Source organism: Streptomyces sp. NPDC049627 (assembly GCF_044465645.1).
Taxonomy (GTDB): Bacteria; Actinomycetota; Actinomycetes; order Streptomycetales; family Streptomycetaceae; genus Streptomyces.
In genome coordinates, this window is the sequence record NZ_JBITLW010000025.1 from 56,590 (window position 1) to 83,578 (window position 26,989).

Below are 26,989 nucleotides of genomic sequence, written 5' to 3' on the forward strand. Positions count from 1 at the left end.
TCAGTTTCCGTACGCCGCGGCCGCGTCGGCTTCCAGCTTGCGCTGCGTGCCCGCGATGTCCGAGGGGTTCTTCAGGAAGTCCTGCAGCGCTTTCCACTCGCCCTTGCCGGGCGTGCCGCCGAAGGCCTGCGGGGCCTGGTCGGACATGTCGAAGCGGAAGTCGTCGCCGGAGTCGATGAGAGCCTTGGCGATCTTCCGCTGGACGTCGTTCGGGTACGCCGAGTTGTCGACGTTCTTGTTCGGCGAGAGGTAGCCGCCCAGCTTCGCCTGGATCGTCGCCGCGTCCGGGGAGGCCAGCCAGGTGGCCAGTGCCTGCGCCGCCTTGGAGTCCTGCAGGATGACGGCCGCGTCGCCGCCGGAGACGACGGGCGCGGTGTCACCGACGGCCGGGAACGGGAACACCTTCGCGTCCGAGCCGACCTCCGCCTTGGCCTGTGTGATGTTGACCTGCGCGAAGTCGCCCTCGTAGACCATGGCGGCCTTCGGCTGGTCACCGCCGGTGAAGACCTGGGTGACGGACGCCGGGAAGTCCGTCTGCAGCGCGCCCTTCGCGCCGCCCGCCACATAGTCCTTCTTGCCCCAGATCTGGGCGAGGGTGGTCAGCGCGTCCTTCACGGACGGGTCGGTCCACTTGATCTCGTGCTTCGCCAGCTGGTCGTACTTCTCGGGACCGGCCTGGGAGAGGTAGACGTTCTCGAACCAGTCGGTCAGGGTCCACCCCTCGGCACCGCCCACGGAGAACGGGGTGACGCCGGAGTCGTACACCGTCTGCGCGGTGGTGAGCAGTTCGTCCCACGTCTTGGGCTCGTCGGCCCCCGCGTTCTCGAAGACCGCGTTGTTGTACCAGATCAGGGACTTGTTGGCGGCCTTGTAGTAGACGCCGTACTGCTTGTTGTCGACCTTGCCGATGTCCTGCCAGCCCTGGGAGTAGTTCTCCTGCAGCTCCTTGACCGCGTCGGCGCCGAGCGGCTTGGCCCACTTCTTGTCGACGGCCTGCTTGATGGCGCCGGGCTGCGGCAGCATCGCGATGTCCGGCGGCTGGCCGCCCGCGACCTTCGAGCCGAGGAAGTTGATGATGGGGTCCTGGGCGGGGACGAAGGTCACCTTGGCACCCGTGCGTTTCTCGAACTCCGCGAGGACCTTCTTGAAGTTGTCCTGTTCGGCGCCGGTCCACACGGCGGCGACCTCGAGGGATTCGCCGTCCAGCTTGGGAAGGGTGACGGTGCTCGCGGTCTCCTGGTCGTTCCCGCCCTGCCCGCCGCCACTGCCGTTGTCGTCGTCGCCGCCTCCGCACGCGGTGAGCGAGAGTGCGAGGGCTCCCGCGCACACGGCTGCTGCGGTCCTGGCGGCCCTGCTTGTCCGGTTCCTGCTCGTGCTGCGCATCACTGCCCCGTTCTTCGTGCCTCGTCGAACGTCCGAGCGCTGTCCCGTGCGATCTGGTCTACGCCCTGGTATGGGGGGCGGCAAGACCGCGTCCGCTGTCAAGCGGGGGATCGTGACCGCCTCGTGACCAGGGCCTCCGACCCCGCTATCGGCCTGAACGGCGTCGTCCTCAATCGCCGGAGGGGCTGAATTTGCCGGCCGGTGTTACAGGAGTGAGGGGACCTTGGTCGCCGCGACTTCGCGTGCTGCTCGTTCCAGTGCGCTGGCCAGTAGTGCCAGGTCCGTGGGTCCGTTGCCCAGTTCGCGCACCGGACGCCGGGCCGGGGGATCGCCCATGCGGTGCCATTCCAACGGCACGACCGTGGGCCGCAGTGTCGCGGTCCGCGGGATACGCCCCGTGACGCGTCCGCCCTGGAACGGCACCGTCCGTCGGCCGAGGCCGGTCGCGCCCGGCGTCGGCGCCTCCGATCCCGCTGTCGGCCTGAACGGCGTCGTCCTCAATCGCCGGAGGGGCTGAATTTGCCGGCCGGTGTTACAGGAGTGAGGGGACCTTGGTTGCCGCGACTTCGCGTGCTGCTCGTTCCAGTGCGCTGGCCAGTAGTGCCAGGTCCGTGGGTCCGTTGCCCAGTTCGCGCACCGGACGCCGGGCCGGGGGATCGCCCATGCGGTGCCATTCCAACGGCACGACCGTGGGCCGCAGTGTCGCGGTCCGCGGGATACGCCCCGTGACGCGTCCGCCCTGGAACGGCACTGTCCGCCCGTCGGCCCAGGCCAGCCGCCCGCGCCCCGGCGCCGGCTCGTCCGGCCCCACCGTCACCGCGTCCAGGGTCACCCGCAGCGTCGCCCGGCGGGCCGGCTCCGACTCCGCCGTACGGCCCCCGACGCCCGCGGCGGCCACCAGATGCACCCCGAGCCGCTCGCCGTCCCGGGCCACCGCCTCCAGCGCGCGTATCACCGAGCCGGCCGCGGGCCTGCCCGGCGAGCCCAGCGCGGGCGAGACCAGTGCGTCCAGGTCGTCCACGACGACGACGAGCCTCGGCAACGGCGGCACGGCCTCGGCCTGTCGGCGGGACGCCCCCGGCCGCAGCCGGATCGTGGAGCTGGGCGGTGTGTCCAGATCGCCCGTGAGGTCACCGGCACCGGCACCTCCGGCCCCCGCCGCACGCTGCGCGACCATCCGGCCCGACAGCTCGCGCCCCGTGTGCCACTCGGTGAAGTCGGACCGGCCGAGCAGCTCCGCGCGGCGCTTCAGCTCGGCGCTCAACGACTGGGCGAACTCCCGCATGCGCACGGGGTCGTTGGCGGTGAGGTGGGTGGTGACATGCGGTACGTCCGTACAGACCCGCAGTCCGTCGCCGTGCCCGTTGCCCGAGCCCGTGCTGTCCCGGCCGTCTATCAGCACCACGCTCAGCCGGTCCGGCCGCTCGGCCGCGGCGAGCGAGGCGACGACGGCCCGCAGCAGTTCCGTACGTCCGCTGCCGGGCGGCCCCTCGATCAACAGGTGCGGTCCGTCGGCGCCGAGGTCCGCGCAGACCGGCCCGCGCGGGCCGGCCCCGAGCACGGCACACGCCCGCCCGCCGAGGGACTCCTTGTCGTCACCGGCGTCGGCCCACCGCGCCATCAGCGACGCCGGTGTGGCCCGGGCCAGCCCCAACTCGTCCAGCAGCCGCGCCGCCTGAGGCAACGGCACCGAAACCCGCGCATGCCGCTCCCCACCGGTCCCCTCCGTCCGCAACGGCGCCAGAGCCCGCGCGAACCGCTCCGCCCAGGCGAGCGAAACGGCGTCCACGGTGGCGACGGTGCCGTGGCCTACGGGGCCATGGGCGGAGGCGGCGGAGGTGGAGACGGCAGAGGTGGAGACGGCTGAGGGGCCGTTTCCGGCGGAGCTGTGCCCGGACGGGCTGGAGTCGGCCGGGGAGTGTCCCACTGAGCTGTCCGCCAAGCGCGGAAAGCCCTCCGCTCCGCTCTCGGCCGCTCCCGCAGCCGTACCGGCACCGTTCCCCGCGACCGCCCCGGCCCGCGCCACCCGCATCAGCCGCAGCGCCGTCGCCACATCGCCGCTCAGCAGCGCGACCGCGCCGCACTCCCGGAACACCGGCGACACCGTGCACGCCGCCTCGTAGGTCTCCGTCACCGGGGATGCTGGCGACGCCGCGGCCGTCTCGGCCAGGCACACGACGTGGATCCCGGCCCGCGGTCCCTCCAGGGCCAGCCGTGCCATCGCCTCGCGCACATCGGCGCCCCCGGGATCACCGTCCACGACGACCACGCTGTACGGCCCCGCGAAACCGTCCGTCCCGTCGGCCGGGTCGTCGTCCCGCGCCCACGAGGGCCGCCGAACGGCACCCCGCACAGCGGCCTGCCCGCCCGCGCCACGCGGCGAGCCGCTCACCGCACCGCCGGACCCCGCGCCCGCGGGCGTCCGGTCCGCCACGTCCTCCAGGCGCCGCAGCAGTTCCTCCACCCGGGCCGTGGCCTGTTCACGGTCGTAGGCCAGCAGGAGACGGCAGTCCTGGCCGTGTCCCGGGCGGATGTGCGGAAGCCAGCCCAACCAGGCCCACTCGGCGGTGCGCTCCTCCAGGGGACGCGAGCGGTCCGCACTGATCAGAACGACTTCCAGCGCGTCGGGCGAGTGCAGCGCGGCGAGCTGGGCGATCACCGCGCGGGCCAGCCCGGCGAGCCGCTCGCGCGGACCGGCCAGCCCCAGCGCCCCGACCTCCCGCAGATCGGCGGTCACCGGCACCGCGGGCAGCAGCCCCGAGCCGCCGGGCGCCGCCCGGTCCGCTGTGCCGAGCCGCACCGTGAGCGCCTCAGGGTGACCCGGTGCGCGCTCCCACAGCCGGGGTCCGGGCCCCAGCGCCGTCAGCAGCAGCGAGGCGGGGTCCGGCCAGGCCTCCGGCAGCCGGGGGCGGCGCGTCGCCGAGGGGAGCTCGGTCGCCTCGGCCCGCTCGCCGTCGTCGTACGTCTCCCGCCGGGCCGCGCCCTGCTCCGCGCGCCCGCCGGTCAGCCGCCGCGCCCACGCCGTCAGCCCTCCGCGCCTGCGCACGCCCGGCGGTACGTCGGTGCCCCGCAGCGGGGTGCCCTTACGGCTGTCGGCGCCGGTGGCGGCATGGCTCCCGTCACCCGGGTCGAACGCGCCCACCCCGAAGCCCGCGCCGTGTGTGTCGCCTCCGCGCGGTCCCGGAGGCGACAGCTCGGACCCGCCGTGCCGTTCGATCCGCGGCGCCCCGCCCTGGACCGGCACGACGGGCGGCTCGACCGGGCCGTGTTCGTGAGCGGACGACACACTTCCCGAGTGGGAGCTGCCCGAGGGAGCGGAGCCGTCGCCGCCGTCCGCCACGCGCGCGTGAGGCACAGCCGCGTCACGCGGCGCGGGGACCGCCGGACCCTCGCTCCCCGGGCGCTGGGTGCCTCCCCCGCCGTCCCCGGCGGGGACCCGCACATGCCCCTCCCCGTCCGGCTCCGTCCGCACCCGCGCCCCCGGGCCCCCGGCCGGGGCCAGCCGCAGCGCCGACTCGCCGATCCGCAGCAGCGCCCCCGGCGCGAAGCGCACCGGGCGGGTGGTCACGCCGGAGCCGTCCAGCGTCGTGCCGTTCGTGGAGCCGAGGTCGGCGACCGAGACGCGGCCGTCCGCGGAGACCGTGACCGCGCAGTGCAGCCGGGAGACGTCCGGGTCGTCGAGCGGGACGTCGGCGTCGGCGGAGCGGCCGATGCGGATCTCGCCGCCGTGCAGGAGGTGGACGCCGCCCGCGTCGGGGCCGGCCACGACATGGAGCTGGGTGGGGGCGTCGTCCAGCTCGGGGTGCGGTTCGGGCGCCGCCGGGGCGCCCAGGGACAGCACGGCGCCGTCGATCAGCGGGGGCTCGCCGAGCGTGCTGCGGCGGTCGTCGAGCCGCTCCGTGCCCGCGTACAGCACGAGCGGGCCGTCGCTCCCCGACACCGCCGAGGCGAGGGCCGACGCCACCGCGGCCAGGGCCGTGCCCGCGGGAGCCGTGACCAGCACGTCGCAGCTCGCGGCACGGCCCCGCGCCGGGGCAGCCGGGGCCTGCGGGTCTACGACGGTCAGCCGGATCTGCATCGGCGTCAGCGGTCCCTTCTGCGCGGGCGCGGCGGACTTCCCCCACCCCACACGAGCACATCGGCCAGTACTCCACGTACTGCACGCATCCTCGCACCTGCCACTGACAACGCGCCCCCCGCCCGGAGGCAAGTGATCTTGATTGGTCGGCTCTGCCCGCAAAAGTGCCTGACAGTTGACCTGCGGGCGATCACTTGAGATCGCTCACGTCCGCTTGCGGCAACCACGAGACAGAGCCGAGCGTCTTTCCTTCGAACATGTACGGGAAGTCGTACGTAAGACGCACAGAATGACGACAGGCCGGTGCCCCGGGGCACGGCACTACAGTGGGTCGGAACGTAGGCAAGCAGCAGGGAGCGCGACGTGCGGCCGGTAGGCAGCAAGTACATCCTCGAGGAGCCGCTCGGTCGCGGTGCCACGGGAACCGTCTGGCGAGCCCGCCAGCGGGAGACCGCGGGCGCCGAGGCGGCTGTACCGGGGCAGCCCGGTGAGACCGTCGCGATCAAGGTCCTCAAGGAGGAGCTCGCCGGCGACGCGGACATCGTCATGCGGTTCCTGCGTGAGCGCTCCGTCCTGCTCCGCCTGACCCACCCCAACATCGTCCGGGTCCGCGACCTGGTCGTCGAGGGCGATCTGCTCGCCCTGGTCATGGACCTCGTCGAGGGCCCCGACCTGCACCGCTACCTGCGCGAGAACGGCCCCTTCACCCCGGTCGCCGCCGCCCTGCTGACCGCGCAGATCGCCGACGCCCTCGCCGCCAGCCACGCCGACGGCGTCGTCCACCGCGACCTGAAGCCCGCCAACGTCCTGCTGCAGCAGAACGGCGGCCAGATGCACCCGCTGCTGACCGACTTCGGCATCGCCCGCCTCGCCGACTCCCCGGGCCTGACCCGCACCCACGAGTTCGTCGGCACGCCCGCGTACGTCGCGCCCGAGTCCGCCGAGGGCCGCCCGCAGACGTCCGCCGTCGACATCTACGGCGCCGGCATCCTCCTCTACGAACTGGTCACCGGGCGCCCGCCGTTCGGCGGCGGCTCCGCCCTGGAGGTCCTCCACCAGCACCTGAGCGCCGAGCCGCGCCGCCCGTCCACGGTCCCCGACCCGCTGTGGACGGTCATAGAACGCTGCCTGCGCAAGAACCCCGACGAACGGCCCAGCGCCGAGAACCTCGCCCGCGGCCTGCGCGTCGTCGCCGAGGGCATCGGCGTGCACGCGAACTCGGCGCAGATCGCCGCGGCCGAGGGCGTCGGCGCGCTGCTCGCCCCCGACCCCGCGCCGGCGACCGTGCCCGGCTCGGCCGACCCGACCCAGGTCCTCCCGCACGGCGCGGGCTCGTTCGACCCGAACGCCGCGACCAGCGTCCTGCCGCACACCGGCGCCCCCGGCCCGGCGGGCGCCGCGGACCCCACGGCCGTCCTGCCGAACACGGGCGGCCCGGGCGGGCGCGGCGCCGCCGACCCGACGGCCGTCATGCCGCCCATGCCGCCGGGACAGCCCGGTGGGCAGCCGGGGCAGCCCGGGCCCGAGGAGCCGCACCCCTGGCAGAACCAGCTGCGCGCGGCCCGGGACCGCAACGAGCAGACGCAGGTCCAGTACCTCGACCCCAACCAGGACCCGCTGCGCCGCCGCCCCCAGCGGCAGGTCGCCCGCCCGCAGCAGCAGCCGCGCCCCCAGCAGCAGCGGCCTCCGCAGCGTCAGCAGCCCGGGTACGGCTACCCGCAGCAGCAGCCCCAGCAGTACGCCCCGCAGCAGCCCCAGCGCCCCCAGCAGCCGCAGCGGTACGCCCCGCCGCCCGCGCCGGAGCCGCAGCGGCCCCAGCGCGAGCCGCGTCCGCCGCGGCAGCGCAGCGCCAACCCGATGCGCATTCCCGGGCTCGGCTGTCTCAAGGGGTGCCTGTTCACGATCGTCATCCTGTTCGTCGCGGGCTGGCTGATCTGGGAGCTGAGCCCGCTGCAGGAGTGGATCGGCACGACCAAGAGCTATTGGCAGCAGCTGACGGACATGATCGACACCGTGGGCGGGTGGATCGGAAAACTGGGCGACCTGGGCAAGTGACCCGGACCCGGACCGTGAGTCTGGGGATTTGTCGACACCTGACGGGTGATTTCCGTCTCGGGAGTGAAGGTTGGCTCTTCGGGCGCGTAGCTTTAGCGACAACACGCGTCTGTAGGAGCAGTCTTGGCACGGAAGATCGGCAGCCGGTACACCGCCAACCAGATTCTGGGGCGGGGCAGCGCCGGCACGGTGTGGCTGGGTGAGGGGCCCGAGGGGCCCGTCGCCATCAAGCTGCTGCGCGAGGATCTCGCCTCCGACCAGGAGCTCGTAGGACGCTTCGTGCAGGAGCGGACGGCGCTGCTCGGCCTGGAGCACCCGAACGTCGTCTCCGTCCGTGACCTGGTGGTCGACGGCAACGACCTCGCCCTGGTCATGGACCTCGTCCGCGGCACGGACCTGCGCACCCGGCTCGACCGCGACCGGCGGCTCGCGCCCGAGGCGGCCGTGGCGATCGTCGCGGACGTCGCGGACGGGCTGGCGGCGGCGCATGCGGCCGGGGTCGTGCACCGGGACGTGAAGCCGGAGAACGTCCTGCTGGACATGCAGGGCCCGCTCGGGCCCGGCGGCTCTCACCCGGCGCTGCTGACCGACTTCGGTGTGGCGAAACTCATCGACTCACCGCGACGCACCCGGGCCACGAAGATCATCGGTACGCCGGACTATCTGGCGCCGGAGATCGTCGAGGGGCTGCCGCCCAGGGCGGCGGTCGACATCTACGCGCTCGCCACGGTCCTGTACGAGCTGCTGGCGGGCTTCACACCGTTCGGTGGCGGGCACCCCGGCGCGGTGCTCCGGCGGCATGTCACGGAGACGGTGGCGCCGCTGCCCGGTATCCCCGACGAGCTGTGGCAGCTGATCGTGCAGTGCCTGGCGAAGGCGCCGGCCTCGCGGTTGCGGGCGTCGGAGCTGGGGGTGCGGCTGCGGGAGCTGCTGCCGCTGGTGGCCGGGATGCCGCCGCTGGATGTGGACGAGCCGGATGCGGAGCCGGTGGAGGACGAGGCTCCGGCCGCGGAGGAAGCGGCGCCGGTGGGGGAGCGGGCGCGGCGGCGAGGTGCGGTGCCCCTGGTGCCGGGGGCGAAGCCTGCCGACTCCAACCGGGACACGCATACGTCGATGAGGGTGCCGGGGCCCGACGAGCTGGCCGGGGGCGCGCGGGGTACGGCGCGGGTGCCGAGGGCGGCGGGGGCGCCGCGGCCGGGCTCCGCCCGTCATCGGGCCGTGGCGCGCAGGCGGCGGGTGGCGTTGGGGGCGGCGGCGGTGGCGCTGGTGGCTGCGGCCGGGGTGGGTACGTGGCTGGCCACGTCGGACGACGACGCCGGGGCGACTCCCCAAGACACGAACAACTCCGCCCCTGCGACGCCCTAGCGTTTCTCGCCCCCGCCGCCCCTACCCATTCCCATCCCCAGGGGCTCCGCCCCTTCGACCCCGCCAGGGGGCTCCGCCCCCTGGACCCCCCGCTTCGGCCCCGAAAGGGCCTCGTCCTCAAACGCCGGACGGGCTGGAGATGCGGACCGGCATCGCCCTAGGGGCGCGGGGAACTGCGCGACCAGCCCCCGACGGCCGTTCGTCGCGCACTCGGCGTCAGCCCCCGCGGCGAGGGCGAAGCATCGGCGCGGTCTGGGGCGGAGCCCTAAGGCCACGGTCACCGGACCTCCCCGCTTGGCGGAGCCGTTACGCTGGAGGCGTGGCAGTCGTCGATGTATCCGAAGAGCTCAAGTCCCTCTCCTCGACCATGGAGTCGATCGAGGCCGTTCTGGACCTCGACAAGCTGAGGGCAGACATCGCCGTGCTCGAGGAGCAGGCGGCCGCGCCGTCCCTGTGGGACAACCCGGACGAGGCGCAGAAGATCACCAGCAAGCTCTCCCACCTCCAGGCGGAGGTGCGGAAGGCCGAGGCCCTCCGCGGTCGTATCGACGACCTCGGCGTTCTCTTCGAGATGGCCGAGGAGGAGGACGACCCGGACACTCGCGCCGAGGCCGAGACCGAGCTCGCCGCCGTCCGCAAGGCGCTGGACGAGATGGAGGTCCGGACGCTGCTCAGCGGGGAGTACGACTCCCGTGAGGCGCTCGTCAACATCCGCGCCGAAGCCGGTGGCGTCGACGCCGCCGACTTCGCGGAGCGGCTGCAGCGCATGTACCTGCGCTGGGCGGAGCAGAAGGGCTACAAGACCGAGCTCATCGAGACGTCGTACGCCGAAGAGGCCGGCATCAAGTCGACCACCTTCTCCGTGCAGGCGCCGTACGCCTACGGGACCCTGTCGGTCGAGCAGGGGACCCATCGGCTCGTGCGTATCTCGCCCTTCGACAACCAGGGGCGGCGGCAGACCTCCTTCGCGGGCGTGGAAGTCCTTCCCGTCGTCGAGCAGTCCGACCACGTCGAGATCGACGAGAGCGAGCTGCGGATCGACGTCTACCGGTCCTCCGGGCCCGGCGGTCAGGGCGTCAACACCACCGACTCCGCGGTGCGGATCACGCACCTGCCGACCGGCATCGTCGTCTCCTGCCAGAACGAGCGGTCGCAGATCCAGAACAAGGCCACCGCGATGAACGTCCTCCAGGCCAAGCTCCTCGAGCGGCGCCGCCAGGAGGAGCAGGCCAAGATGGACGCCCTGAAGGGCGACGGCGGCAACTCCTGGGGCAACCAGATGCGGTCGTACGTGCTGCACCCGTACCAGATGGTCAAGGACCTGCGCACCGAGTTCGAAGTCGGCAACCCCGAGGCCGTGTTCAACGGTGAGATCGACGGGTTCCTCGAAGCCGGAATTCGCTGGCGCAAGCAGCAGGAAAAGTAGCCGAGCGAAGTAACCAAGCGAAGTTACTTTGTCGACAAGGCAACTGCCGCCACTCCGGCGGCAGTTGCCTTATCTGTGCCTGCATGTCTGGGTTTTACATCACACTCACAGGCTCCGACCCCCGGCATAGTTCCCGTATTCGGACATGGCGCCCGCAAACGGCCTTGACGTGTCTTTGAAAAATGGGAAGGGTAAAGCGTGGCATGCGTATCTCTGGGGCGCATGTGAACCGGGGGGCTCAAGTTCAGCTACCTCCGTCGATCACGGCCCCCGAGCGCCGCCTCACTGACGATTCAGCTACTGGGGGTAGCAACCACATGACGAAGAAGACGCGGATCCGTATCGCGCGGCTCGCAGCCGGCGCCGTGATCGCGGCCGGTGCCTCGCTGACCGCTGCGGGTGCCGCTTCTGCCGCTGAGGCGGACGACTGCATCCTGGGCATCCTGTGCGGGGACGAGGACCCGACCGCCCCGCCCACCGACATCCCCACGGACCCGGGCATCCCGACCGACATCCCGACGGACCCGGGCATCCCGACCGAGGACCCCACCATCCCGACGGACCCGACGGTCGAGCCGACCGAGCCGACGGACCCGACCGACGACCCGACCGTCGACCCGACCGACCCGGGCAACGGCAACGGTAACGGCGGCGGCAACGGGAACGGGAACGGGAACGGCAACAACGGCGGCGGTAACAACAACACCGACCCCAACGGCGGCACCTCTCCGCAGGAGGAGGGCTCGTCCTCCCTCACCGAGACCAACACGGACAGCACCGGCACGGGCACCAGCACCTCGGCCCAGGGCGGCGGTGACGAGCTCGCCGAGACCGGTGCGGCTCAGACCACGTTCCTGCTGGTCGGCGCCGCCACGATGATCGCCGGCGGTATCGGCTTCCGCATCCTGCCGCGCCTCGTGGGCGGCCGCGGCGGTGCGGCTGCCTGACGGCAGCCGTTCGGTCACGCCGTGTGACGAACGATGAAACGGCCGAGGGGCCCGGAGCGTATTCCGCTCCGGGCCCCTCGCCCATGCCTACGGCGTTCGCGCCGGCCTATGCCGTCTGGTGGGCCAGCAGGGCCACCGCCGCGATGAGGATCGCCAGCAGGGCGATCAGCGCCATCGGGTTCAGGGACGCGAACGGGTTCTCCTGCTGCAGCCGCTCGCGGTTCGCCCTGCACACGGGGCAGCGGCCCTCACTCACGGGCGCCGCACAGTTCGCGCACACCAGCCGGTCGTACGTCATGCGCTCGCCCTCCTAGCCCTTGCGTTCCACTGGGAGAACGCCCGAAGGTCGGCAGACGTTCCCTTACCTACTGTGCCAGGTTCCTCGTGGTGCCGCGCGGCCCATGAAGAGGCACCGTCCTTCACAAAAATGCACAACCCCGGCACAACACCTTCCGGCGACTGCGCCCCCGGCCCCGGTTCGCGTATGGTCACGCTCATCTACCCCCGGCGACCCGTGGTGCATCCGTGATCCGATTCGACAATGTCTCCAAGGTCTACCCCAAGCAGACCCGCCCCGCCCTCAGGGATGTGTCCCTGGAAGTGGAGAAGGGCGAGTTCGTGTTCCTCGTGGGGTCCTCCGGCTCCGGAAAGTCCACCTTCCTGCGGCTGATCCTCCGCGAGGAGCGGTGCAGCCACGGTCAGGTGCACGTCCTGGGCAAGGACCTCGCGCGCCTCTCCAACTGGAAGGTGCCCCAGATGCGCCGCCAGCTGGGGACGGTTTTCCAGGACTTCCGGCTCCTGCCGAACAAGACGGTCGCGGAGAACGTGGCCTTCGCGCAGGAGGTGATCGGCAAGTCGCGCGGCGAGATCCGCAAGTCCGTGCCGCAGGTGCTCGACCTCGTCGGGCTGGGCGGGAAAGAGGACCGGATGCCCGGTGAGCTGTCCGGCGGTGAGCAGCAGCGTGTCGCCATCGCGCGGGCCTTCGTCAACCGGCCCAAGCTGCTGATCGCCGACGAGCCCACCGGCAACCTCGACCCGCAGACCTCCGTCGGCATCATGAAGCTGCTCGACCGGATCAACCGGACCGGGACGACGGTCGTCATGGCCACGCACGACCAGAACATCGTGGACCAGATGCGCAAGCGCGTCATCGAGCTGGAGAAGGGCCGCCTCGTCCGCGACCAGGCGCGCGGCGTCTACGGCTACCAGCACTGACCGCCGACACGCTCCACGGAAAGGCTTAACCAGACGCCATGCGCGCCCAGTTCGTTCTGTCCGAGATCGGTGTCGGTCTCCGCCGCAATCTGACGATGACGTTCGCCGTCGTCGTCTCCGTCGCCCTGTCGCTCGCCCTGTTCGGCGGGTCGCTCCTGATGAGCGACCAGGTCAACACCATGAAGGGCTACTGGTACGACAAGGTCAACGTCTCGGTCTTCCTCTGCAACAAGAGCGACGCCGAGTCCGACCCCAACTGCGCCAAGGGCGCGGTCACCGACGACCAGAAGAAGGAGATCCTCGCCGACCTGGACAAGATGTCGGTCGTCGAGAAGGTGACGTACGAGTCGCAGGACCAGGCGTACAAGCACTACAAGGAGCAGTTCGGCGACTCCCCGCTGGCCGCCTCGCTCACGCCGGACCAGATGCAGGAGTCGTACCGGATCAAGCTGAAGGACCCGGAGAAGTACCAGGTCATCGCGACCGCCTTCGACGGGCGCGACGGCGTGCAGTCGGTGCAGGACCAGAAGGGCATCCTGGACAACCTCTTCGGGCTGCTCAACGGCATGAACTGGGCCGCACGGGCGATCATGGCGCTGATGCTCGTGGTCGCGCTGATGCTGATCGTCAACACCGTGCGTGTCTCGGCGTTCAGCCGGCGGCGTGAGACCGGGATCATGCGCCTGGTCGGCGCCTCGGGCTTCTACATCCAGGCGCCGTTCATCATGGAGGCCGCGGTCGCCGGGCTCATCGGCGGGACGGTCGCCTGTGCCTTCCTGGTGATCGCCCGGTACTTCATCATCGACCACGGCCTGGCCCTGTCGCAGAAGCTGAACCTGATCAACTTCATCGGCTGGGACGCCGTGTTGACGAAGCTGCCGCTCATCCTGGCGACGAGTCTGCTGATGCCCGCGTTGGCAGCGTTCTTCGCGCTGCGCAAGTATCTGAAGGTGTGACCAACACCAAGGGGGCCGTACGGGCAACGGACCGTACGGCCCCTTGCGTTGTCCTAGACTCACCGGCATGTCAGGTCGTGACCTGTTCTGTCAGCCCCGCCGCTTCGGCCGCGGGGCCGCCCTGACATTGGTCTTCGCGAGCGTGCTGGTCGCCGGTGCCGCGACCGGCGCCCTGCCCGGCCCTGACCGGAAATCTCCGGCCGGTGAGGCCCGCTCCGCCACCCCCGCCGGGCACCACGAGGACGTCGCCGAGGCGGCCGCCGAGGCCATGGCCGCCGGTCAGTCCCCCGTGGAGGCCGCCGAACGCGCCGTCAGCCGCAGCGGGGACCGGTGGGGCGCCGTCTACTCCGAGGGCGAGTACGAGGAGTTCGAGGAGGCCCTCGACGGCGAGTACACCGGCGTCGGGCTGTGGGCGCGGCGCGAGCGGGACGGCCGTATCGAAGTGACCAAGGTGCGGGCGGGGTCGCCCGCCGCGGCCGCCGGGATCCGCGCGGGCGACCGGCTGCGCAGCGTCGACGGCGAGAAGGTCGACGGGCGTCCGGTCACCGAGGTCGTCTCGTTACTGCGAGGGAACCCGACGGACGCGCCCGCGGGTACGCCGGTGAAGCTGGCCCTGGAGCGCGGCACGCGCGCGTGGGACCTCACCTTGCGCCGGGCCCGTCTGTCCACCGACTCGGTCACCGTTCGAGAGCTCGCCGACGGCATCACCGTCATCAGGATCTCCTCCTTCACCAAGGGCTCCGGCGACACCGTCCGCACCGCCGTACGGCAGGCCGCGCCCGACACCGGCATCGTCCTCGACCTGCGCGGCAACTCCGGCGGCCTGGTCACCGAGGCCGTCACCGCCGCCTCCGCCTTCCTGGACGGTGGTCTCGTCGCCACGTACGACGTCGACGGCGAGCAGCGCGCCCTGCACGCCGAGCCCGGCGGCGACACCGCCAGACCCCTGGTCGCGCTCGTCGACGGCGGCACGATGAGCGCGGCCGAGCTGCTCACCGGTGCCCTCCAGGACCGCGGCCGCGCGGTCGTCGTCGGCACCCGCACCTTCGGCAAGGGCTCGGTGCAGATGCCGAGCCGCCTCCCCGACGGCTCCGTCGCCGAGCTGACCGTCGGCCACTACCGCACCCCCTCCGGACGGATGGTCGACGGCAGGGGGATCACGCCGGACCTGGAGGCCGACCAGCAGGTCCTGGAGCGGGCCGAGACGGTCCTGAGCGGCCTGGGCGAGTCGTAGGCCGGTTCGGCTCCGCTCGTAAATCGGCTTTCCGCGCACCCCCTCCGTGGTGCGAAAATGGACGGCACTATGAGCAAGGGAATGTACGTACCCAAGGAGTCCCAGCCGAAGCAGGGCGGGGCGGCCGCGAAGGCCAGGGACGGCGAGAAGGGCGGCAAGCGCAAGATCGTCGCCCAGAACAAGAAGGCCCGGCACGACTACGCGATCATCGACACCTATGAGGCCGGCCTGGTGCTCATGGGCACCGAGGTCAAGTCGTTGCGCGAGGGTCGGACGTCGCTGACCGACGGCTTCGTCCAGATCGACCGGGGCGAGGCGTGGCTGCACAACGCCCACATCCCCGAGTATCACCAGGGCAGCTGGACCAACCACTCCGCGCGCCGCAAGCGCAAGCTCCTCCTGCACCGCGAGGAGATCGACAAGCTGGAGGCCAAGTCCCAGGAGACGGGTCACACCATCGTGCCCCTCGCCATCTACTTCAAGGACGGCCGTGCGAAGGCCGAGATCGCTCTCGCGCGAGGCAAGAAGGAGTACGACAAGCGCCAGACCCTGCGGGAACAGCAGGACCGGCGGGAGTCGGACCGGGCGATCGCGGCGGCGCGCAGGCGCCAGCGCGGCTAGCGGCGGGAATGCGCTGGCATCGTCGTGCGTTGGTCACGTACGATGGCACCAACACCAGCCACTGGCTGATGTGCCTTGAAAAAACAACATGGGGATGATCGGTTTCGACAGCGGCTGTTGAAGCAGGGGAAGCGTGTCGAGGAAGCGGCAATGATCTCGTAAACCATATGTCGCAAAAAATAATCGCCAACACCAAGCGCGATTCCTTCGCCCTCGCTGCCTAAGTAGCGACTTGCGAAGTGTCAGCCCGGGGCTGTTCCCGACCCGGATCCTGGCATCAGCTAGGGAACTAAACCTTGATCCCGGTCACGGGGTGAAAAGGGAAATCAAACAGTGACTGGGCCCGTCGGCGACTTGTTCGCGTGATCGCCGGGGCCGAGAAAATCGCAGCGAACTGCACACGGAGAAGCCCTGATTCTGCACCGTTGGACGCGGGTTCGATTCCCGCCATCTCCACTCATCCCATGTGGGCAAGGCCCCGTTGCTTTCGAGCAGCGGGGCCTTTGTCGTCACGTGTGGGCCAGGAGCGTCAGCCGACGGTGCCGGTCACCGAGCTTCCGGACTTCGTCACGCGGTAGGTCACGGTGGCTCCGCTCCAGAAGTGGAAGATGAGCGTCGCCTGGGTGTTGTCACGCAGTGAGGCGACGAACTTGGAGGTGAGGACGAGACCGTTGCCCGGGTAGTCGGGCGAGAAGGCCTCGTTGAACTCCTGGTAGGGAGTCCAGTCGGTCGGGCCGGCGTTGCTGCCGTCGGCGTACGTGGCCTCCATGGTGGCCAGCTGGTCACCGCGGTACTGGGTGGGGATGGTGAGACCGTTGGTGTCGCCGGTCGCGTCGGAGAGCACCGGCTTGTCGTACGTGGTCACGTGGATCTTCCAGGGCAGGCCCCGGGAGAAACGGGCCTCGATCGTCGCGTTGATCCCGTAGGCGCGGTCGCCGGCGAGCCGGGTCAGGGCGCCGGCTGTGAGCGTGAGCTGGTTGCCGGAGACGGTGTAGTCCTTGCCCCGGACGAGCTTTGTGCTGCCCTGCCAAACGCCCTGGAAGGTGGTGCCGTTCGGGTTCAGGGTGAGCGTTCTGGCGGTGATCGCACTCGACTTCGCCAGGAAGACACGGTCCGAGGACGCGGTGCCGGAGCGGGTGGTCCAGCTCGACTTGATCTGGTTGATCAGCTCGGTGTCACGCCACTGCAGCGTGGAGCGGTTCAGGAAGTTGTAGGCGTCCCACAGGGCCGTGGTCACCCCGGAGATGCGGGCCTCGTATCCGACCATCTCGAAGTACTTCAGTGCCTCGCCACGTTCGACACGCGGCGCGCGTTGGAAGTGGTCGGGGTAACTCAACAGGCCGTACTCGCCCAGGTAGACGGGGATTCCCTTGGAAACAAGGGTGTCGCGGATCCGGGCGAAGTTGTCGGTCAGGTCCTTCTGCGCGGTGGCGTCGAACTGGGTGCCGCCGGCGATGTTCACGCTGAACGGGTACCAGCTGTAGTAGTGCGTGGTGGCCACGAGGTTGGGGTCGTTCAGCGACTTCATGTTGCTGACCAGCGCGTCCAGGAAGACCTGGCCGGAATTGGTGTGCAGGCTGGGCAGGACGAGCAGACGGGTCGCGTTGTTTCCGCCGGACTGGCGCACGACGGTGTGGAACGCGGTGTTCAGTTCGTCGTTGTACTGGATGCCCTGGGCGTCGGTGGTGTTGTCGAACTGCGGCTCGTTGTTGCTCTCGAAGAGCAGGTTCCGCGGGTGGTCCTTGAACGTGGCGGCGATCTGGGTCCAGGAGGCCTTGAAGCGGGCCAGGACGTTGTCGTGGTCGGTGTGCATCTTCGCGATCCACTGCCACGAGTCGTGGTGGATGTTGATCACGACGTAGAGACCATCGGCCAGAGCCCAGTCGACGACCTGCTTGACGCGGTTCATCCACGTCGCGTCGATCGTGTAGGGCGCGGTGGAGGACTGGTGGTCGGTCCACGTCACGGGGATGCGGACACTGCGGAAGCCCTGGGCCTTGATGGTGTCGAACAGGGACTTGGTGACCAGCGGGTTGCCCCAGGAGGTCTCGTCGGGGATGGCGTCCAGGGTGTTGCCCAGGTTCCAGCTGGGCTGCATCGCGGCCACCGTGTCCATCGGGCTCGCGGCGAGCAGGGGCAGCCGTATCGGGGGTGAGCCCTTGTGGCTCGGTGCGGCGAAGGCCGCCGTGCCGGTCAGCCCGATCATGGTGACCAGCGCCAGCAGGAGGCCGAGCACACGGCCGGGGCCGCGGCTGCGGCGGCCGGCGAGGTGGTGCGTTCCCTTCATCTTTGACCTTTCTCTGTAGGTCGGTCCTTCGATGAGTCGAAGCGCTTCACTGCGCTGGCGAACGCTAATGACAGGTTTCTCAGGAAACAAGGGGTGGAGCACTATCGAAGCGCTTCGATTCCACCTGTCCCACATGACGGGGGCGTCGGTTGTGGTGTCCCGCTCCATATCGGCGGGTCGTTAACGCTTTTACCGTCCCTCCGCATGACACAGACCAGAGCCGCAAGCCGACGAGTGCTTCTCTGGGCGACGCTTGTCGTCGCCTCCCTGATCGCCACGTTCCTCACGCCGGGCAGCGCTGCCGCCGCCTCGCTCCAGGAGGTCACCGGGTTCGGGACCAACCCCGGTGCCCTGCGCATGTTCCGGTACGTCCCCGACGGGCTGCCCGCCGGTCGGCCCGTGGTCGTCGCGCTGCACGGGTGCACCCAGAACGCCTCCGGATACGGCACCGGCAGCGGATGGATCCAGCTCGCCGACCGCTGGGGGGTCTCCGTCGTGCTGCCGCAGCAGCAGTCCGCCAACAATGCTTCGGCCTGCTTCAACTGGTTCCAGGGCGGGGACATCGCGCGCGGTCAGGGTGAGGCCGCGTCGGTCGCGCAGATGGTGGACCGGCAGCTCGCCGATGCCTCCGGGGACGCGTCGCGGGTGTATGTCACCGGGCTGTCCGCGGGGGGCGGGATGGCCGCCGTCATGATGGCCGCGTATCCGGAGAGGTTCGCGGCGGGAGGGATTGTCGCCGGGCTGCCGTACGGGTGTGCGCAGGCCGCCGGGTCGCCGTATGTGTGCATGTACGTGGGGGCCACGCAGACGCCGAAGCAGTGGGGGGATCGGGTGCGCGCCGCCCGGCCGGGGTACGCCGGGCCCTGGCCGACGCTCGTCGTCTTTCAGGGCGCCGCCGACTACACCGTGAAGCCCGTCAATATGACGGACTTGATGCGGCAGTGGACCGATGTGCACGGGACCGACCAGGTCGCCGACGTGAGCGACAGTGTCGCCGGGTATCCGCATCAGGTGTTCCGGGACGCGGGCGGGCGTGCGGTCGTGGAGACGTACAGCGTGACCGGGATGGGGCACGGGCAGCCCGTCGATCCGGGGAGCGGGAGCGAGCAGTGCGGGAGTGCCGGGGCTTATCTGCTCGACGTGAATCTGTGCGCGGCGTATCGGATGGGGCGGGCCTGGGGGCTGGGCTGAGCCGCGGTGCTGCCTGCGTGGGCTGGTCCCCGGTCAGAGGATTCCGGAGCAGGTGCGGTCCGCCTGGAGCTGGTTCCAGGTCGTCGTCGCCTGGGCCAAGTGGTCGGCGCAGTGGGCCAGTCGGGGGTGGTGGAAGCTGAGCGGTGTCGCGTCGCGGAGGGTGGCGCACAGGGCCGTCAGGTGGGTGAGGGTCGCGCCGAGCTGCTCCGCGGTCGCGTCCAGCCAGTCCGCCAGTTGCTCGGGGTCGGCCGGGGGTGCCTCACGGGTGAGGCGGAGCAGTGTCTCGGTCGCCGTCGCGGCGTCGGTGGCTGCGGCTTCCATGGGCGGTCTCCCTGCGTCGCTCGTACAGATCGCGTCGCTCGTGCAGAGGGGCCGCCCCGGACCCGTACGGGGGATTTCCGGGTCCGGGGCGGTGCTGAGGGGAGCGTTACTTGAAGGCGGGGGCGTTGCGCTTCGCCCACCCGGCGAAGGAGCCGGCCGGGCGGCCGAGGATCCGCTCGACGTCGGGGCTGACCCGCTGCTCGGCGGGGAGGGGCTCGCCGAGGATGTCGAGGGTGCCCTCGATCACCGGCTCGGGCATGAACCGCGCCATGTGCTCGCGCGCCTGCTCACGCGTCAACTCCACGAAGCCCACCTGCTCACCGAGGGCCTCGGAGAGCGCCGCGGCCTGCTCGCGCGGGGTCACGGCGGCCGGGCCGGTCAGCTCGTACGTCTGCCCGGAGTGGCCCTCGTCGCGCAGGACCACGGCGGCGACCTCGGAGATGTCCGCCGGGTCCACGACCGGCAGCGCCACGTCGGCGAACGGGGCGATCACCGCGCGCTGTGTGCGGACGGTCTCGATCCAGGCGTAGGCGTTGGAGGCGAAGCCGCCCGGGCGCAGGATCGTCCAGTCCAGGCCCGAGGAGCGTACGGCCTCCTCGAACTCCCGCAGCCGGCCGTGCGAGAGGGCGTCCGGGCGGGTGCCGTTGATCTGCGAGGAGAGCAGCACCACGCGTCGCACACCGGCCTCCTGCACCGCGGCCAGGACCTCGGTGGCGGGTGCGCCGCCGCCGAGCAGGTCGCCGGCCAGCAGGATGAACAGGGCGTCCGCGCCGTCCAGGGCGGGGCCCAGGGTGGTGGGATCGGCGAGGTCGGCGCGGACATGCCGCGCTCCCTCCGGGAGGTCGTAGGAGAGGGGATTGCGGGATACGGCCGTGACCTTCTCGCCTGCTGTGGCGAGCGCCTCGACGAGGGGACGGCCGACGTTTCCGGAGGCTCCGGTGACAACGATCATGAGAACTCCAAAGTGGTGAAGAAGAGGGCAAGTTGGGGCGGGTTGGGCTGTGTCTCCGACGTTAGCATCCTCCGTATAGTAGGTACCTAGAGGAAAGTGACTATGGCGTCGCCGCCTCGTGGAGCGCCCCGTAGCGCGCCATGAGCTCGCGGCTGAGACGGGCCAGGTGTTCGCGTGCCCGGGGCGGGCCCACCACCTCGACCCGGCTGCCCAGACCCGCCAGTTGCGCGGCCAGCACCTCCACCGACGGCCCCGCGGCCTCGACCTCCCGCCTGCCGTCCGCCAGCAGTCGGCCGATGCTCAGCCGCCCGTCGAACAGCCGCTGGAGCAGGGGCAGGGCGTCCTGATCCGCGTGTGCCGTGACCGTCGCGGCGAGCAGGCGGTCCTCCAGGCGGGTGGCGAGCGAGCGCCACGCGGCGGCCAGGTCGAAGCCGGCGGGACGGCGGACCGGCTCGTCCGTCGGCTCCGCCGAGGTCACGCGGCCCAACCGGAAGGAGCGCAGCCCGTCCGGGGTGCCGGCCACCAGGTACCAGTGGCCCGCCTTGAGGACCAGGCCGAGCGGGTCCACGGTGCGTTCGTGCGGTTCGTCGCCGGGGCGGGCGTAGCCGAGCCGGACCCGTACGCCGTCCAGCACCGCCCGCTCCAGGGCCGTATGGTGCGGGCCGCCCGCCGTCACGGCGGTGCGCGACCAGTCCAGCTCGTCGACGATCCGCGCCCGGGACGCCGCCTCGGCGTGCGGGCGCAGCGGTTCGGGTACGGCGCGCAGTAACTTCCGCAGCGCGGACCGCAGTTCGGGCGAGGTCCCCGACGATCCCGCGGCCAGGAACAGCGCCTGCACCTCCGGCGAGGTGAGCCCGGTCAGGTCCGTGCGCGCGCCGCCGACCAGCCGCCATCCGCCGCCCCGGCCGCGCTGCGCGTAGACGGGCACACCGGAGGCGATCAGGGCCTCCAGGTCGCGTCGTGCGGTGCGTTCGGAGATCTCCAGCTCCGCGGCGAGCTCCGCGGCGGTCACCCGGCCGCGCGCCTGGAGGAAGAGCAGAGCCGCCACCAACCGGTCAGCTCGCATCAATGATCAGCCTTTCGTGGAAAGTGGCCGGAGGATGGCCTGTTTGGCCGGGAGACTCGACGGCATGACGAACCCGATGAACTCTTCTGAGGCGCCCGCCCTCGCCGGTCCCGTGGGTGGACTGCTGAAGGCCGTCGACCTGGCCGGTGACGTGCTCGCCACGGTGCGGCCCGAGCAGTACGACAGCACCACGCCGTGTCCGGACTACTCGGTGCGCCAACTGTCCAATCACCTTGTCTCCGTGCTCCGCAGGGTCGCCGTGATCGGCGCCGGCGGACAGTTCTTCAGCGTTCCGCACTTCGCCGAGGACGTCGCCGACGGCGCCTGGGCCGAGGCCTGGGCCGCCGGGACGAAGGAACTGCGCTCCGTCTGGACGGACCCCGCGGTCCTGGGCCGGGAGATCGGCCTGCCCTGGGGGCCCGTGCCCGGCGCCGTCGCCGCGGTCATCTACACCAATGAGTTCGTGCTGCACACCTGGGACCTGGCCAAGGCGACCGGCCAGAGCCCCGAGTGGGACGACGCCGTCCTGGCCGCACCCCTGGCCGCGATGCACCGTGCCGTGCCCCGCGAACCGCGCGGCGGCCAAGTGCCGTTCGGCCCCGTCGTGGACGTCCCGGAGGACGCCCCCGCCATCGACCGCCTGGTCGGCTGGTACGGCCGTACTCCCTGAGCCGGTACGCCCCGGCCCCGTAGGACGGTCGCCCCGCGAGGCCGCCGGACCCCGTTGTCCGGCGGCCTCGCGCGTGTGTGCCCGCCCGGTCCCCGGGGCTGCCTGGGGGAGGGGCGCCCGGGGCCAGGCGGGCGGTCGGTGCGGCATCGTCGGACGATGCCGGTCAGGCGGCGCCTATGGACTGCGGGAAGCAGAAGAACCGGTACGGGTCGTACTTGGCCTTGATGCGGGACAGCCGCGCGTAGTTCTCGGCGTAGTACGACGTCTTCCAGTCCTTCAGGGACGGGTCCATCCAGTTCTGGTAGGTCTCGCCGTTCGACAGCGGGTCGATCGTCGCGAAGCCGTTGTCGACCCAGGCGTTCGCCACCGCCTTCGCCTCGTCGGTCACCTGGGCCGGGTCGTTGATCAGGACCCGGTAGTTGACGGAGAACAGCGAGTCGCGGTGGACGTACGCCGTCGCGGTGCGCGAGATGTCGTTGGCGGCGCCGCCGAAGAAGTGGAAGTCCAGGTAACGCGCCTGGCCCGCCCTGCGGTTGGCGTCGAACGCAGTCATCACGTCCGCCCAGCCGCTCGCCGAGTAGGGCTCGCTGCCCATGCGGGTGCGCTCCAGGCCGTAGGCCGGACGGGACAGCGTGCCCTCGGGGGTCTTCTCGGAGCGCTGGCACTGGGCCTCGGTGAGCGTGGCGCAGCCGAAGATCATCATCATGAGCTGCTGGTACGTCATGACGCCGTCCTGGCGCTGCAGGGGCGCGCCGGTCAGCGCGAGCAGCCGGGCCGCCTCACCGGCGAGCTCGGTGGGGGTGCCGCGGGAGGCGAGGAAGACGTTGGCCTGCGGCACCGAGCCGGGCGCGGCGTCGGGCTGGACGACGTAGGCGCCGCCGCCGATCGTGTGCGGGGCGTCCACCAGCCACCGGGCCACGCCGTCGAGGACGTCGGCCATGCGGTCGTAGGGGAAGATCAGGTTGCTGATGGCCATCTGGTCGCCGCTGTGCGGGGTGACCGTGAACTTCGTGACGATGCCGAAGTTGCCGCCACCGCCGCCGCGGATCGCCCAGAACAGGTCCGTGTTCTGCTGTGCCGACGCGGTCACCACGCGGCCGTCGGCGAGGACCACCTGGGCGGAGGTCACCGCGTCGCAGGCCATGCCCGTCGGCCGGGTCAGGAAGCCGAAGCCGCCGCCCTGGAGGAAGCCGCCGGCACACACGGTCGGGCAGCCGCCCTCGCTGACCACGAGGTGGTGCGGGGCCAGCGCGTTGAGGATGTTGACGTTCTGCGCGCCCGGGCCGATCTCCACCGACGAGGCGCTCCGCACGGTCACGGCGTTCAGCCGGGAGACGTCGATGATCATGCCCGGGGTGGTGGACCAGCCGCCGTAGTTGTGGCCGCCGCTGCGGACCGCCGTACGGACGCCGTAGTCCTGGGCGAACCGCACGCAGGTCGACACGTCCGCCGCGCTCGTGCAGTAGGCGACCGCCTGCGGGTTGACGGAGTCGAACTGGCCCAGCTCCACCTGGCGGGCGACGGTGTAGTACGGGTCGGTGGGCAGCACCAGCTTGCCCGAGAGCTTGGACGCGAGCTGGCTCCACGGCGTCCCCGAGCCTTCGGCGGCGACGGGAGCTGCGGGTACGAGGGCGAGACCGGCGGCGGCGGTGCCGGCGCCGAGCAGGGTTCTACGACTGATCACACGGTGTCCCAGAGGTCGGTGTACGGGTGTGGTGGACGGAAGATCGGGGAGTGGGCCCGCACAGGGCCTGGGCGTGGGGGTAGCACCACGCCCTGTGCAGACCGGTCGAAGGGGTGCGGCAGCGCCCCTGAAGGGGCGCGGGGAACTGCGCGACAGGCCACGACGGCGCCGCAGACGAAGAACGACACAGGCGCGGCACTACCAGCGGAGCGTGCGTCAGGAGACCTTCTTGCCGCGTGCGGCGGACTTGACGACGCCCTTGAGCATCGAGCGGCCCAGGTCGCGCATCTCCTTGGGGCCGTTGGTGCTCGCCCACCACATGAACTTGATCATCGTGGGGGTGGTGGCCCGGAAGAAGCGGTGGTCCTCGCCGTCCTTCCAGCCGAACGGCGTGTTGACCGACTCGCAGTCGTTGATGGCCTGGAAGACGATGTCGGCTGCCTTGTCGCCGTCGATCTCGCCCTGCTCGTAGCGCACACAGGTCTCGTGCGTGACGTCGAGCAGGTGCTTGAAGGCGTGGCTGTCCGGCCACCACAGGCCCGGGTAGGGCGCGTTCTCCATCTCCCGGAAGTGGCGGTCGTCGCCGTCCAGCGTGAACTCCTGGCGGGCCTGGATCTGCCGCATGGTGGCCGGCGTGGTGAAGCAGGCCCAGACCCGGAACACCGCGTTCCAGAGCCGGAAGTGGGAGAACGCGATGTAGGAGCTGTCGACGATCATGTCGTTGTAGGTGAGCAGCCCCTGCTCCAGGCGCTCGACGTACTCGAAGCGCTTTGCGGAGAAGTCGTCGTCGCGCAGCGCCTCCAGGACGCGGTAGCACAGGGCGTCCACGACCTCGAAGGTGTTGGACAGGCCGCGCGAGTACAGCGGGTCGACGAAGCCGGCCGCGTGCGACATCAGGCACCAGCGGTCGCCCACGGTCTGCTTGGACGAGTACTGGATCCGGTCCGGCGTCGACACCCACTCGCGCACCCGCCGCGCGCCCTCGAACTGGCGCTTCACCGCCGGGTACATGTCGAGGTAGTGGTTGAACTCCTCGTCCGGGGTCATGTCCTTGGGCTGCGGGTACAGCCGCTCGTCGAAGGTGAGGCCGACGCTGCAGACGGGGTTGCGGGAGTCCTTGTAGTTGTCGAACGGGATGATCCAGAACCAGCCGCGCTCGATCAGGTGGTGCAGGGTGCCGCCGTGGAACGGGGACTCCTCCGGGGGCCGCAGCGCCTCGGGGTAGTTGCACACGTCGTCGTACGGCTTGATGCCGACGTAGTGCGTGAACATCGAGCGGGCGTGGTGCCGGATCCGCGAGGGCTTCTCCCGCAGGTCGAACTTCTGGGCGAGCGGCGAGCGGAAACCGCTGGCGTCGATGAGGTACTTCGCGCGGAAGACCTCGCCGTTCTGCCCGGTGACGGTGACGCCGTCGTCGTCGAAGTCGAGGTCGGTGGCGCGCCAGTTCTGGCGCAGGGTGCAGCCGTACTTGGCGGCCACGTTGAAGTAGTAGGTGTCGGTGTCCTGGCGGAACATGTGCGACGCCTCGGTCAGCATCTTCGGGATGACGAACATCGTCGCCTCGCGCGGGTCCGGTTCCCGGTCCGGGACGTGCCGCACGAAACCGAAGCTCTGCTTCCTGCCGTGGTGGGCGCCGATGTGCTTGGTGACGGCCTTGATGTCGAGCAGGTGCTTGATCTCGGGGACGTCGTAGCGCACGGCGAGGATGTGCAGCCACTCCACGAGCTGCGGGTTCTGCGACTCACCGACCGCGAACCGCGGGTGCTGGCCGGCGTCGACGAGCACCACCTTCGCGCCCTGCCGGGCCAGGATCGCGCCGGTGATCGAGCCGCCGATCCCGGCACCCAGGATGACGACGTCGCACTCGGTCCACTCGCCGGGTTTCGGCGCCTTCTTCTGTGTGTCGGCCTTGGGGGCCATCTCTGTCTCGGCCTTGCCGGTCAACTCGGAACTCCTCTTCTGAGACGAACGGTCGGCGCGTCACATCGGCGCCGAAGCGCCCCCAAGGGGCGCGGGGAACTGCGGCCAGGTGCTCAGCTGCCCACGGGGGCGCCGAACCAGCGCTCAAGCGCCTTTGAGAGGCCGTCGGTGGTGCCGTCGATGCCGACCCAGGCGATGTAGCCGTCGGGGCGGACCAGCAGGTCGGCGGAGGGTGCGGCCGGGTCGGGACGGGACGCGGCGACGACGTCGACACGGTCGGACCAGCCGGCGGCGGCCTCGGTCAGGGCCTCGCCGCCTCGCAGGTTCAGCAGCAACGGACGCCCGCGCGTGAGCAGTTCGTATGTGCTCGTCTTCTCGTCCCCGACCAGCAGCTCCTGGTCCGGCAGCCGGCGGCCGAGCAGCGGGTGGCCGCCCTCGCCCATGTCGTAGGTGATGTCCAGGCCGGTGACCAGGCCGACCAGGTGACGGCGGACCTCCTCGATGCCGACCAGTTCGCCGAAGAGCTCGCGCAGCGGCTGCATCTCGGGACCGCCGAGGTACAGGGAGCGCTGCACGAGGGTGTTGGCGACGATGCGGGCGCCGACCGGGTGGCGCTCGGTCTGGTAGGTGTCCAGCAGCCCCTCGGGTGCGTAGCCCTTGAGCTCGGCGGCCAGCTTCCAGCCGAGGTTGACCACGTCGCCGACGCCGGCGCTGATGCCCTGGGCACCGATGGGCAGATGGATGTGGGCGGCGTCGCCCGCGAGGAAGACCCGGCCCTTGCGGTACTCGGCGGCCTGGCGGCTGGCGTCGGTGAAGTAGCTGGTCCACAGCGGGCGGTGGCCGGAGATGTCCTCGCCGGTGACGCGCTGGAAGGCGGCGGCGACCTCGGGGAAGGTGGGCGGCTCCTGGGTCGGGCGCACGCCGGCGCCGCGTTCGAAGACGACGACGCGGGTGGCCTGCGGGCCGAGCGGGAGCACCACGACCATGCCGGACTCGCCGACCTCGCCGGTCGGGCGGATGCGCAGCTCGTTGGTGGCGACGTCGGCCATCAGCATCTCGATGGTGGCGCTGGTGCCGGGGAAGTCGACGCCGGCCAGGCGGCGCACGGTGGAGCGGGCGCCGTCACAGCCGACCAGATAGGGGGCGCGCAGCGTCTCGACGCCGGTGGAGGAGGAGACCTCCACCGTGACGCCCGCGTCGTCCTGGGTCATGCCGACGACCTCGTGCCCGCGGCGGATCTCGGCGCCGAGGCCGGTCGCCCACGCGTGCAGAATGGCCTCGGTCCGCGACTGCGGAACACCTCGGACGCCGAAATTGCCGCCCTCAATGATGCGATAGTCGATGGGCAGTCCGCCGAAATGCCCGAAGGGTATCGTCTCGAGTTCACCGAATTTGTCGAGAAGTCCGCGCTGGCCGAACTCCTCGATCGTCCGGGCGGAAAAGCCGAGCGCCCGGGACTGCTGCATGGGCTCGGTCAGGCGGTCGAGCACGACCACCGACAGCCCGGCCAGGCGGAGTTCACCGGCGAGCATCAGTCCGGAAGGGCCGGCCCCGGCGACAATCACGTCGGCATGAAAACGGTCCATGTTTCCTCTCCCAGTGGATTTTTCACCAGTAT

General features: G+C 70.9%; 20 protein-coding genes, 1 other RNA gene and 1 pseudogene. 11 read left to right on the plus strand and 11 right to left on the minus strand.

Going from position 1 to position 26,989, the window contains the following annotated elements; genetic code table 11:
* From ACIBU0_RS43590 to ACIBU0_RS43600, 3 genes and pseudogenes are all read right to left on the minus strand, one after another.
* Complete coding sequence (locus tag ACIBU0_RS43590; RefSeq protein ID WP_398830274.1) at window positions 1–1,383, minus strand: ABC transporter substrate-binding protein; 1,383 nt, start codon at window positions 1,381–1,383, stop codon at window positions 1–3.
* Between the two features lie 204 nt (window positions 1,384–1,587).
* Window positions 1,588–1,812: pseudogene (locus tag ACIBU0_RS43595) on the minus strand (hypothetical protein); the annotation flags it as partial.
* 103 nt (window positions 1,813–1,915) lie between these two features.
* Complete coding sequence (locus ACIBU0_RS43600; protein ID WP_398830352.1) at window positions 1,916–5,461, minus strand: FHA domain-containing protein; 3,546 nt, start codon at window positions 5,459–5,461, stop codon at window positions 1,916–1,918.
* Window positions 5,462–5,824: 363 nt separating this feature from the next.
* Here ACIBU0_RS43600 and ACIBU0_RS43605 point away from each other — a divergent pair, with 363 nt between their 5' ends.
* The 4 genes from ACIBU0_RS43605 (at window position 5,825) to ACIBU0_RS43620 (ending at window position 11,254) form a co-directional block, all read left to right on the plus strand.
* Window positions 5,825–7,516, plus strand: coding sequence for a protein kinase (locus tag ACIBU0_RS43605; RefSeq protein WP_398830276.1), 1,692 nt, complete (start codon window positions 5,825–5,827; stop codon window positions 7,514–7,516).
* A gap of 123 nt (window positions 7,517–7,639) precedes the next feature.
* Window positions 7,640–8,881, plus strand: a complete 1,242-nt coding sequence (locus ACIBU0_RS43610) for a serine/threonine-protein kinase (RefSeq protein ID WP_398830278.1) — start codon at window positions 7,640–7,642, stop codon at window positions 8,879–8,881.
* A 319-nt stretch (window positions 8,882–9,200) separates the two neighbouring features.
* Window positions 9,201–10,307 carry a peptide chain release factor 2 gene (gene prfB / locus ACIBU0_RS43615; RefSeq protein WP_398830280.1) on the plus strand — a complete coding sequence of 369 codons (1,107 nt, stop codon included), beginning with the start codon at window positions 9,201–9,203 and terminating at the stop codon, window positions 10,305–10,307.
* A 317-nt stretch (window positions 10,308–10,624) separates the two neighbouring features.
* Window positions 10,625–11,254, plus strand: a complete 630-nt coding sequence (locus ACIBU0_RS43620) for a hypothetical protein (protein WP_398830282.1) — start codon at window positions 10,625–10,627, stop codon at window positions 11,252–11,254.
* A gap of 106 nt (window positions 11,255–11,360) precedes the next feature.
* Here ACIBU0_RS43620 and ACIBU0_RS43625 read toward each other — a convergent pair whose 3' ends face one another.
* Window positions 11,361–11,552 (minus strand): hypothetical protein, encoded by a 192-nt coding sequence (locus tag ACIBU0_RS43625; RefSeq protein ID WP_398830285.1) that lies wholly within the window; start codon window positions 11,550–11,552, stop codon window positions 11,361–11,363.
* 227 nt (window positions 11,553–11,779) lie between these two features.
* On the opposite strand from ACIBU0_RS43625, the gene ftsE reads away from it, so the two are divergent.
* The 5 genes from ftsE to ssrA all read left to right on the plus strand — a co-directional run bounded on the left by ftsE (window position 11,780) and on the right by ssrA (window position 15,739).
* Complete coding sequence (gene ftsE, locus ACIBU0_RS43630; RefSeq protein ID WP_004000799.1) at window positions 11,780–12,469, plus strand: cell division ATP-binding protein FtsE; 690 nt, start codon at window positions 11,780–11,782, stop codon at window positions 12,467–12,469.
* A gap of 38 nt (window positions 12,470–12,507) precedes the next feature.
* Complete coding sequence (gene ftsX / locus ACIBU0_RS43635) at window positions 12,508–13,425, plus strand: permease-like cell division protein FtsX (RefSeq protein ID WP_398830287.1); 918 nt, start codon at window positions 12,508–12,510, stop codon at window positions 13,423–13,425.
* A gap of 67 nt (window positions 13,426–13,492) precedes the next feature.
* Window positions 13,493–14,659, plus strand: coding sequence for a S41 family peptidase (locus tag ACIBU0_RS43640; RefSeq protein ID WP_398830290.1), 1,167 nt, complete (start codon window positions 13,493–13,495; stop codon window positions 14,657–14,659).
* A gap of 81 nt (window positions 14,660–14,740) precedes the next feature.
* Window positions 14,741–15,280 carry an SsrA-binding protein SmpB gene (gene smpB, locus ACIBU0_RS43645; protein WP_398830355.1) on the plus strand — a complete coding sequence of 180 codons (540 nt, stop codon included), beginning with the start codon at window positions 14,741–14,743 and terminating at the stop codon, window positions 15,278–15,280.
* Between the two features lie 90 nt (window positions 15,281–15,370).
* Window positions 15,371–15,739, plus strand: a transfer-messenger RNA (tmRNA) gene (gene ssrA / locus ACIBU0_RS43650).
* Between the two features lie 70 nt (window positions 15,740–15,809).
* Here ssrA and ACIBU0_RS43655 read toward each other — a convergent pair.
* Complete coding sequence (locus ACIBU0_RS43655; RefSeq protein ID WP_398830292.1) at window positions 15,810–17,567, minus strand: cellulase family glycosylhydrolase; 1,758 nt, start codon at window positions 17,565–17,567, stop codon at window positions 15,810–15,812.
* A gap of 204 nt (window positions 17,568–17,771) precedes the next feature.
* On the opposite strand from ACIBU0_RS43655, the gene ACIBU0_RS43660 reads away from it, so the two are divergent.
* Window positions 17,772–18,758 carry an alpha/beta hydrolase family esterase gene (locus tag ACIBU0_RS43660; protein WP_398830294.1) on the plus strand — a complete coding sequence of 329 codons (987 nt, stop codon included), beginning with the start codon at window positions 17,772–17,774 and terminating at the stop codon, window positions 18,756–18,758.
* 33 nt (window positions 18,759–18,791) lie between these two features.
* On the opposite strand, the gene ACIBU0_RS43665 is transcribed toward ACIBU0_RS43660, so the two are convergent.
* From ACIBU0_RS43665 to ACIBU0_RS43675, 3 genes are all read right to left on the minus strand, one after another.
* Window positions 18,792–19,079, minus strand: coding sequence for a hypothetical protein (locus tag ACIBU0_RS43665; protein ID WP_398830297.1), 288 nt, complete (start codon window positions 19,077–19,079; stop codon window positions 18,792–18,794).
* A 106-nt stretch (window positions 19,080–19,185) separates the two neighbouring features.
* Window positions 19,186–20,031, minus strand: a complete 846-nt coding sequence (locus tag ACIBU0_RS43670) for an NAD(P)H-binding protein (RefSeq protein ID WP_398830299.1) — start codon at window positions 20,029–20,031, stop codon at window positions 19,186–19,188.
* 100 nt (window positions 20,032–20,131) lie between these two features.
* Window positions 20,132–21,097, minus strand: coding sequence for a helix-turn-helix transcriptional regulator (locus tag ACIBU0_RS43675; RefSeq protein ID WP_398830301.1), 966 nt, complete (start codon window positions 21,095–21,097; stop codon window positions 20,132–20,134).
* Between the two features lie 64 nt (window positions 21,098–21,161).
* Between ACIBU0_RS43675 and ACIBU0_RS43680 the strand changes: the two genes are divergently transcribed.
* Entirely contained in the window at window positions 21,162–21,767 is a 606-nt protein-coding gene (locus ACIBU0_RS43680; protein ID WP_398830304.1) for a TIGR03086 family metal-binding protein, read from the plus strand.
* Between the two features lie 163 nt (window positions 21,768–21,930).
* On the opposite strand, the gene ACIBU0_RS43685 is transcribed toward ACIBU0_RS43680, so the two are convergent.
* The 3 genes from ACIBU0_RS43685 to ACIBU0_RS43695 form a co-directional block, all read right to left on the minus strand.
* Entirely contained in the window at window positions 21,931–23,451 is a 1,521-nt protein-coding gene (locus tag ACIBU0_RS43685; RefSeq protein WP_398830306.1) for an FAD-binding oxidoreductase, read from the minus strand.
* Between the two features lie 216 nt (window positions 23,452–23,667).
* Window positions 23,668–25,395 (minus strand): NAD(P)/FAD-dependent oxidoreductase, encoded by a 1,728-nt coding sequence (locus tag ACIBU0_RS43690; RefSeq protein ID WP_398830309.1) that lies wholly within the window; start codon window positions 25,393–25,395, stop codon window positions 23,668–23,670.
* An 89-nt stretch (window positions 25,396–25,484) separates the two neighbouring features.
* Window positions 25,485–26,957 (minus strand): FAD-dependent monooxygenase, encoded by a 1,473-nt coding sequence (locus ACIBU0_RS43695; protein ID WP_398830312.1) that lies wholly within the window; start codon window positions 26,955–26,957, stop codon window positions 25,485–25,487.
* Between the last annotated feature and the right edge of the window lie 32 nt (window positions 26,958–26,989).

Excerpts from the sequence above, each read along its gene's own strand:
- ACIBU0_RS43675 (WP_398830301.1), bottom strand. The coding sequence starts at position 21,097 with ATGCGAGCTGACCGGTTGGTGGCGGCTCTGCTCTTCCTCCAGGCGCGC.
- ACIBU0_RS43660 (WP_398830294.1), top strand. The coding sequence starts at position 17,772 with ATGACACAGACCAGAGCCGCAAGCCGACGAGTGCTTCTCTGGGCGACG.
- ACIBU0_RS43590 (WP_398830274.1), bottom strand. The coding sequence starts at position 1,383 with ATGCGCAGCACGAGCAGGAACCGGACAAGCAGGGCCGCCAGGACCGCA.
- ACIBU0_RS43665 (WP_398830297.1), bottom strand. The coding sequence starts at position 19,079 with ATGGAAGCCGCAGCCACCGACGCCGCGACGGCGACCGAGACACTGCTC.
- ACIBU0_RS43670 (WP_398830299.1), bottom strand. The coding sequence starts at position 20,031 with ATGATCGTTGTCACCGGAGCCTCCGGAAACGTCGGCCGTCCCCTCGTC.
- ACIBU0_RS43695 (WP_398830312.1), bottom strand. The coding sequence starts at position 26,957 with ATGGACCGTTTTCATGCCGACGTGATTGTCGCCGGGGCCGGCCCTTCC.
- ACIBU0_RS43600 (WP_398830352.1), bottom strand. The coding sequence starts at position 5,461 with ATGCAGATCCGGCTGACCGTCGTAGACCCGCAGGCCCCGGCTGCCCCG.
- ftsX (WP_398830287.1), top strand. The coding sequence starts at position 12,508 with ATGCGCGCCCAGTTCGTTCTGTCCGAGATCGGTGTCGGTCTCCGCCGC.
- smpB (WP_398830355.1), top strand. The coding sequence starts at position 14,741 with ATGTACGTACCCAAGGAGTCCCAGCCGAAGCAGGGCGGGGCGGCCGCG.
- ACIBU0_RS43620 (WP_398830282.1), top strand. The coding sequence starts at position 10,625 with ATGACGAAGAAGACGCGGATCCGTATCGCGCGGCTCGCAGCCGGCGCC.
- ACIBU0_RS43655 (WP_398830292.1), bottom strand. The coding sequence starts at position 17,567 with ATGAAGGGAACGCACCACCTCGCCGGCCGCCGCAGCCGCGGCCCCGGC.
- ACIBU0_RS43625 (WP_398830285.1), bottom strand. The coding sequence starts at position 11,552 with ATGACGTACGACCGGCTGGTGTGCGCGAACTGTGCGGCGCCCGTGAGT.
- ACIBU0_RS43680 (WP_398830304.1), top strand. The coding sequence starts at position 21,162 with ATGACGAACCCGATGAACTCTTCTGAGGCGCCCGCCCTCGCCGGTCCC.
- ACIBU0_RS43640 (WP_398830290.1), top strand. The coding sequence starts at position 13,493 with ATGTCAGGTCGTGACCTGTTCTGTCAGCCCCGCCGCTTCGGCCGCGGG.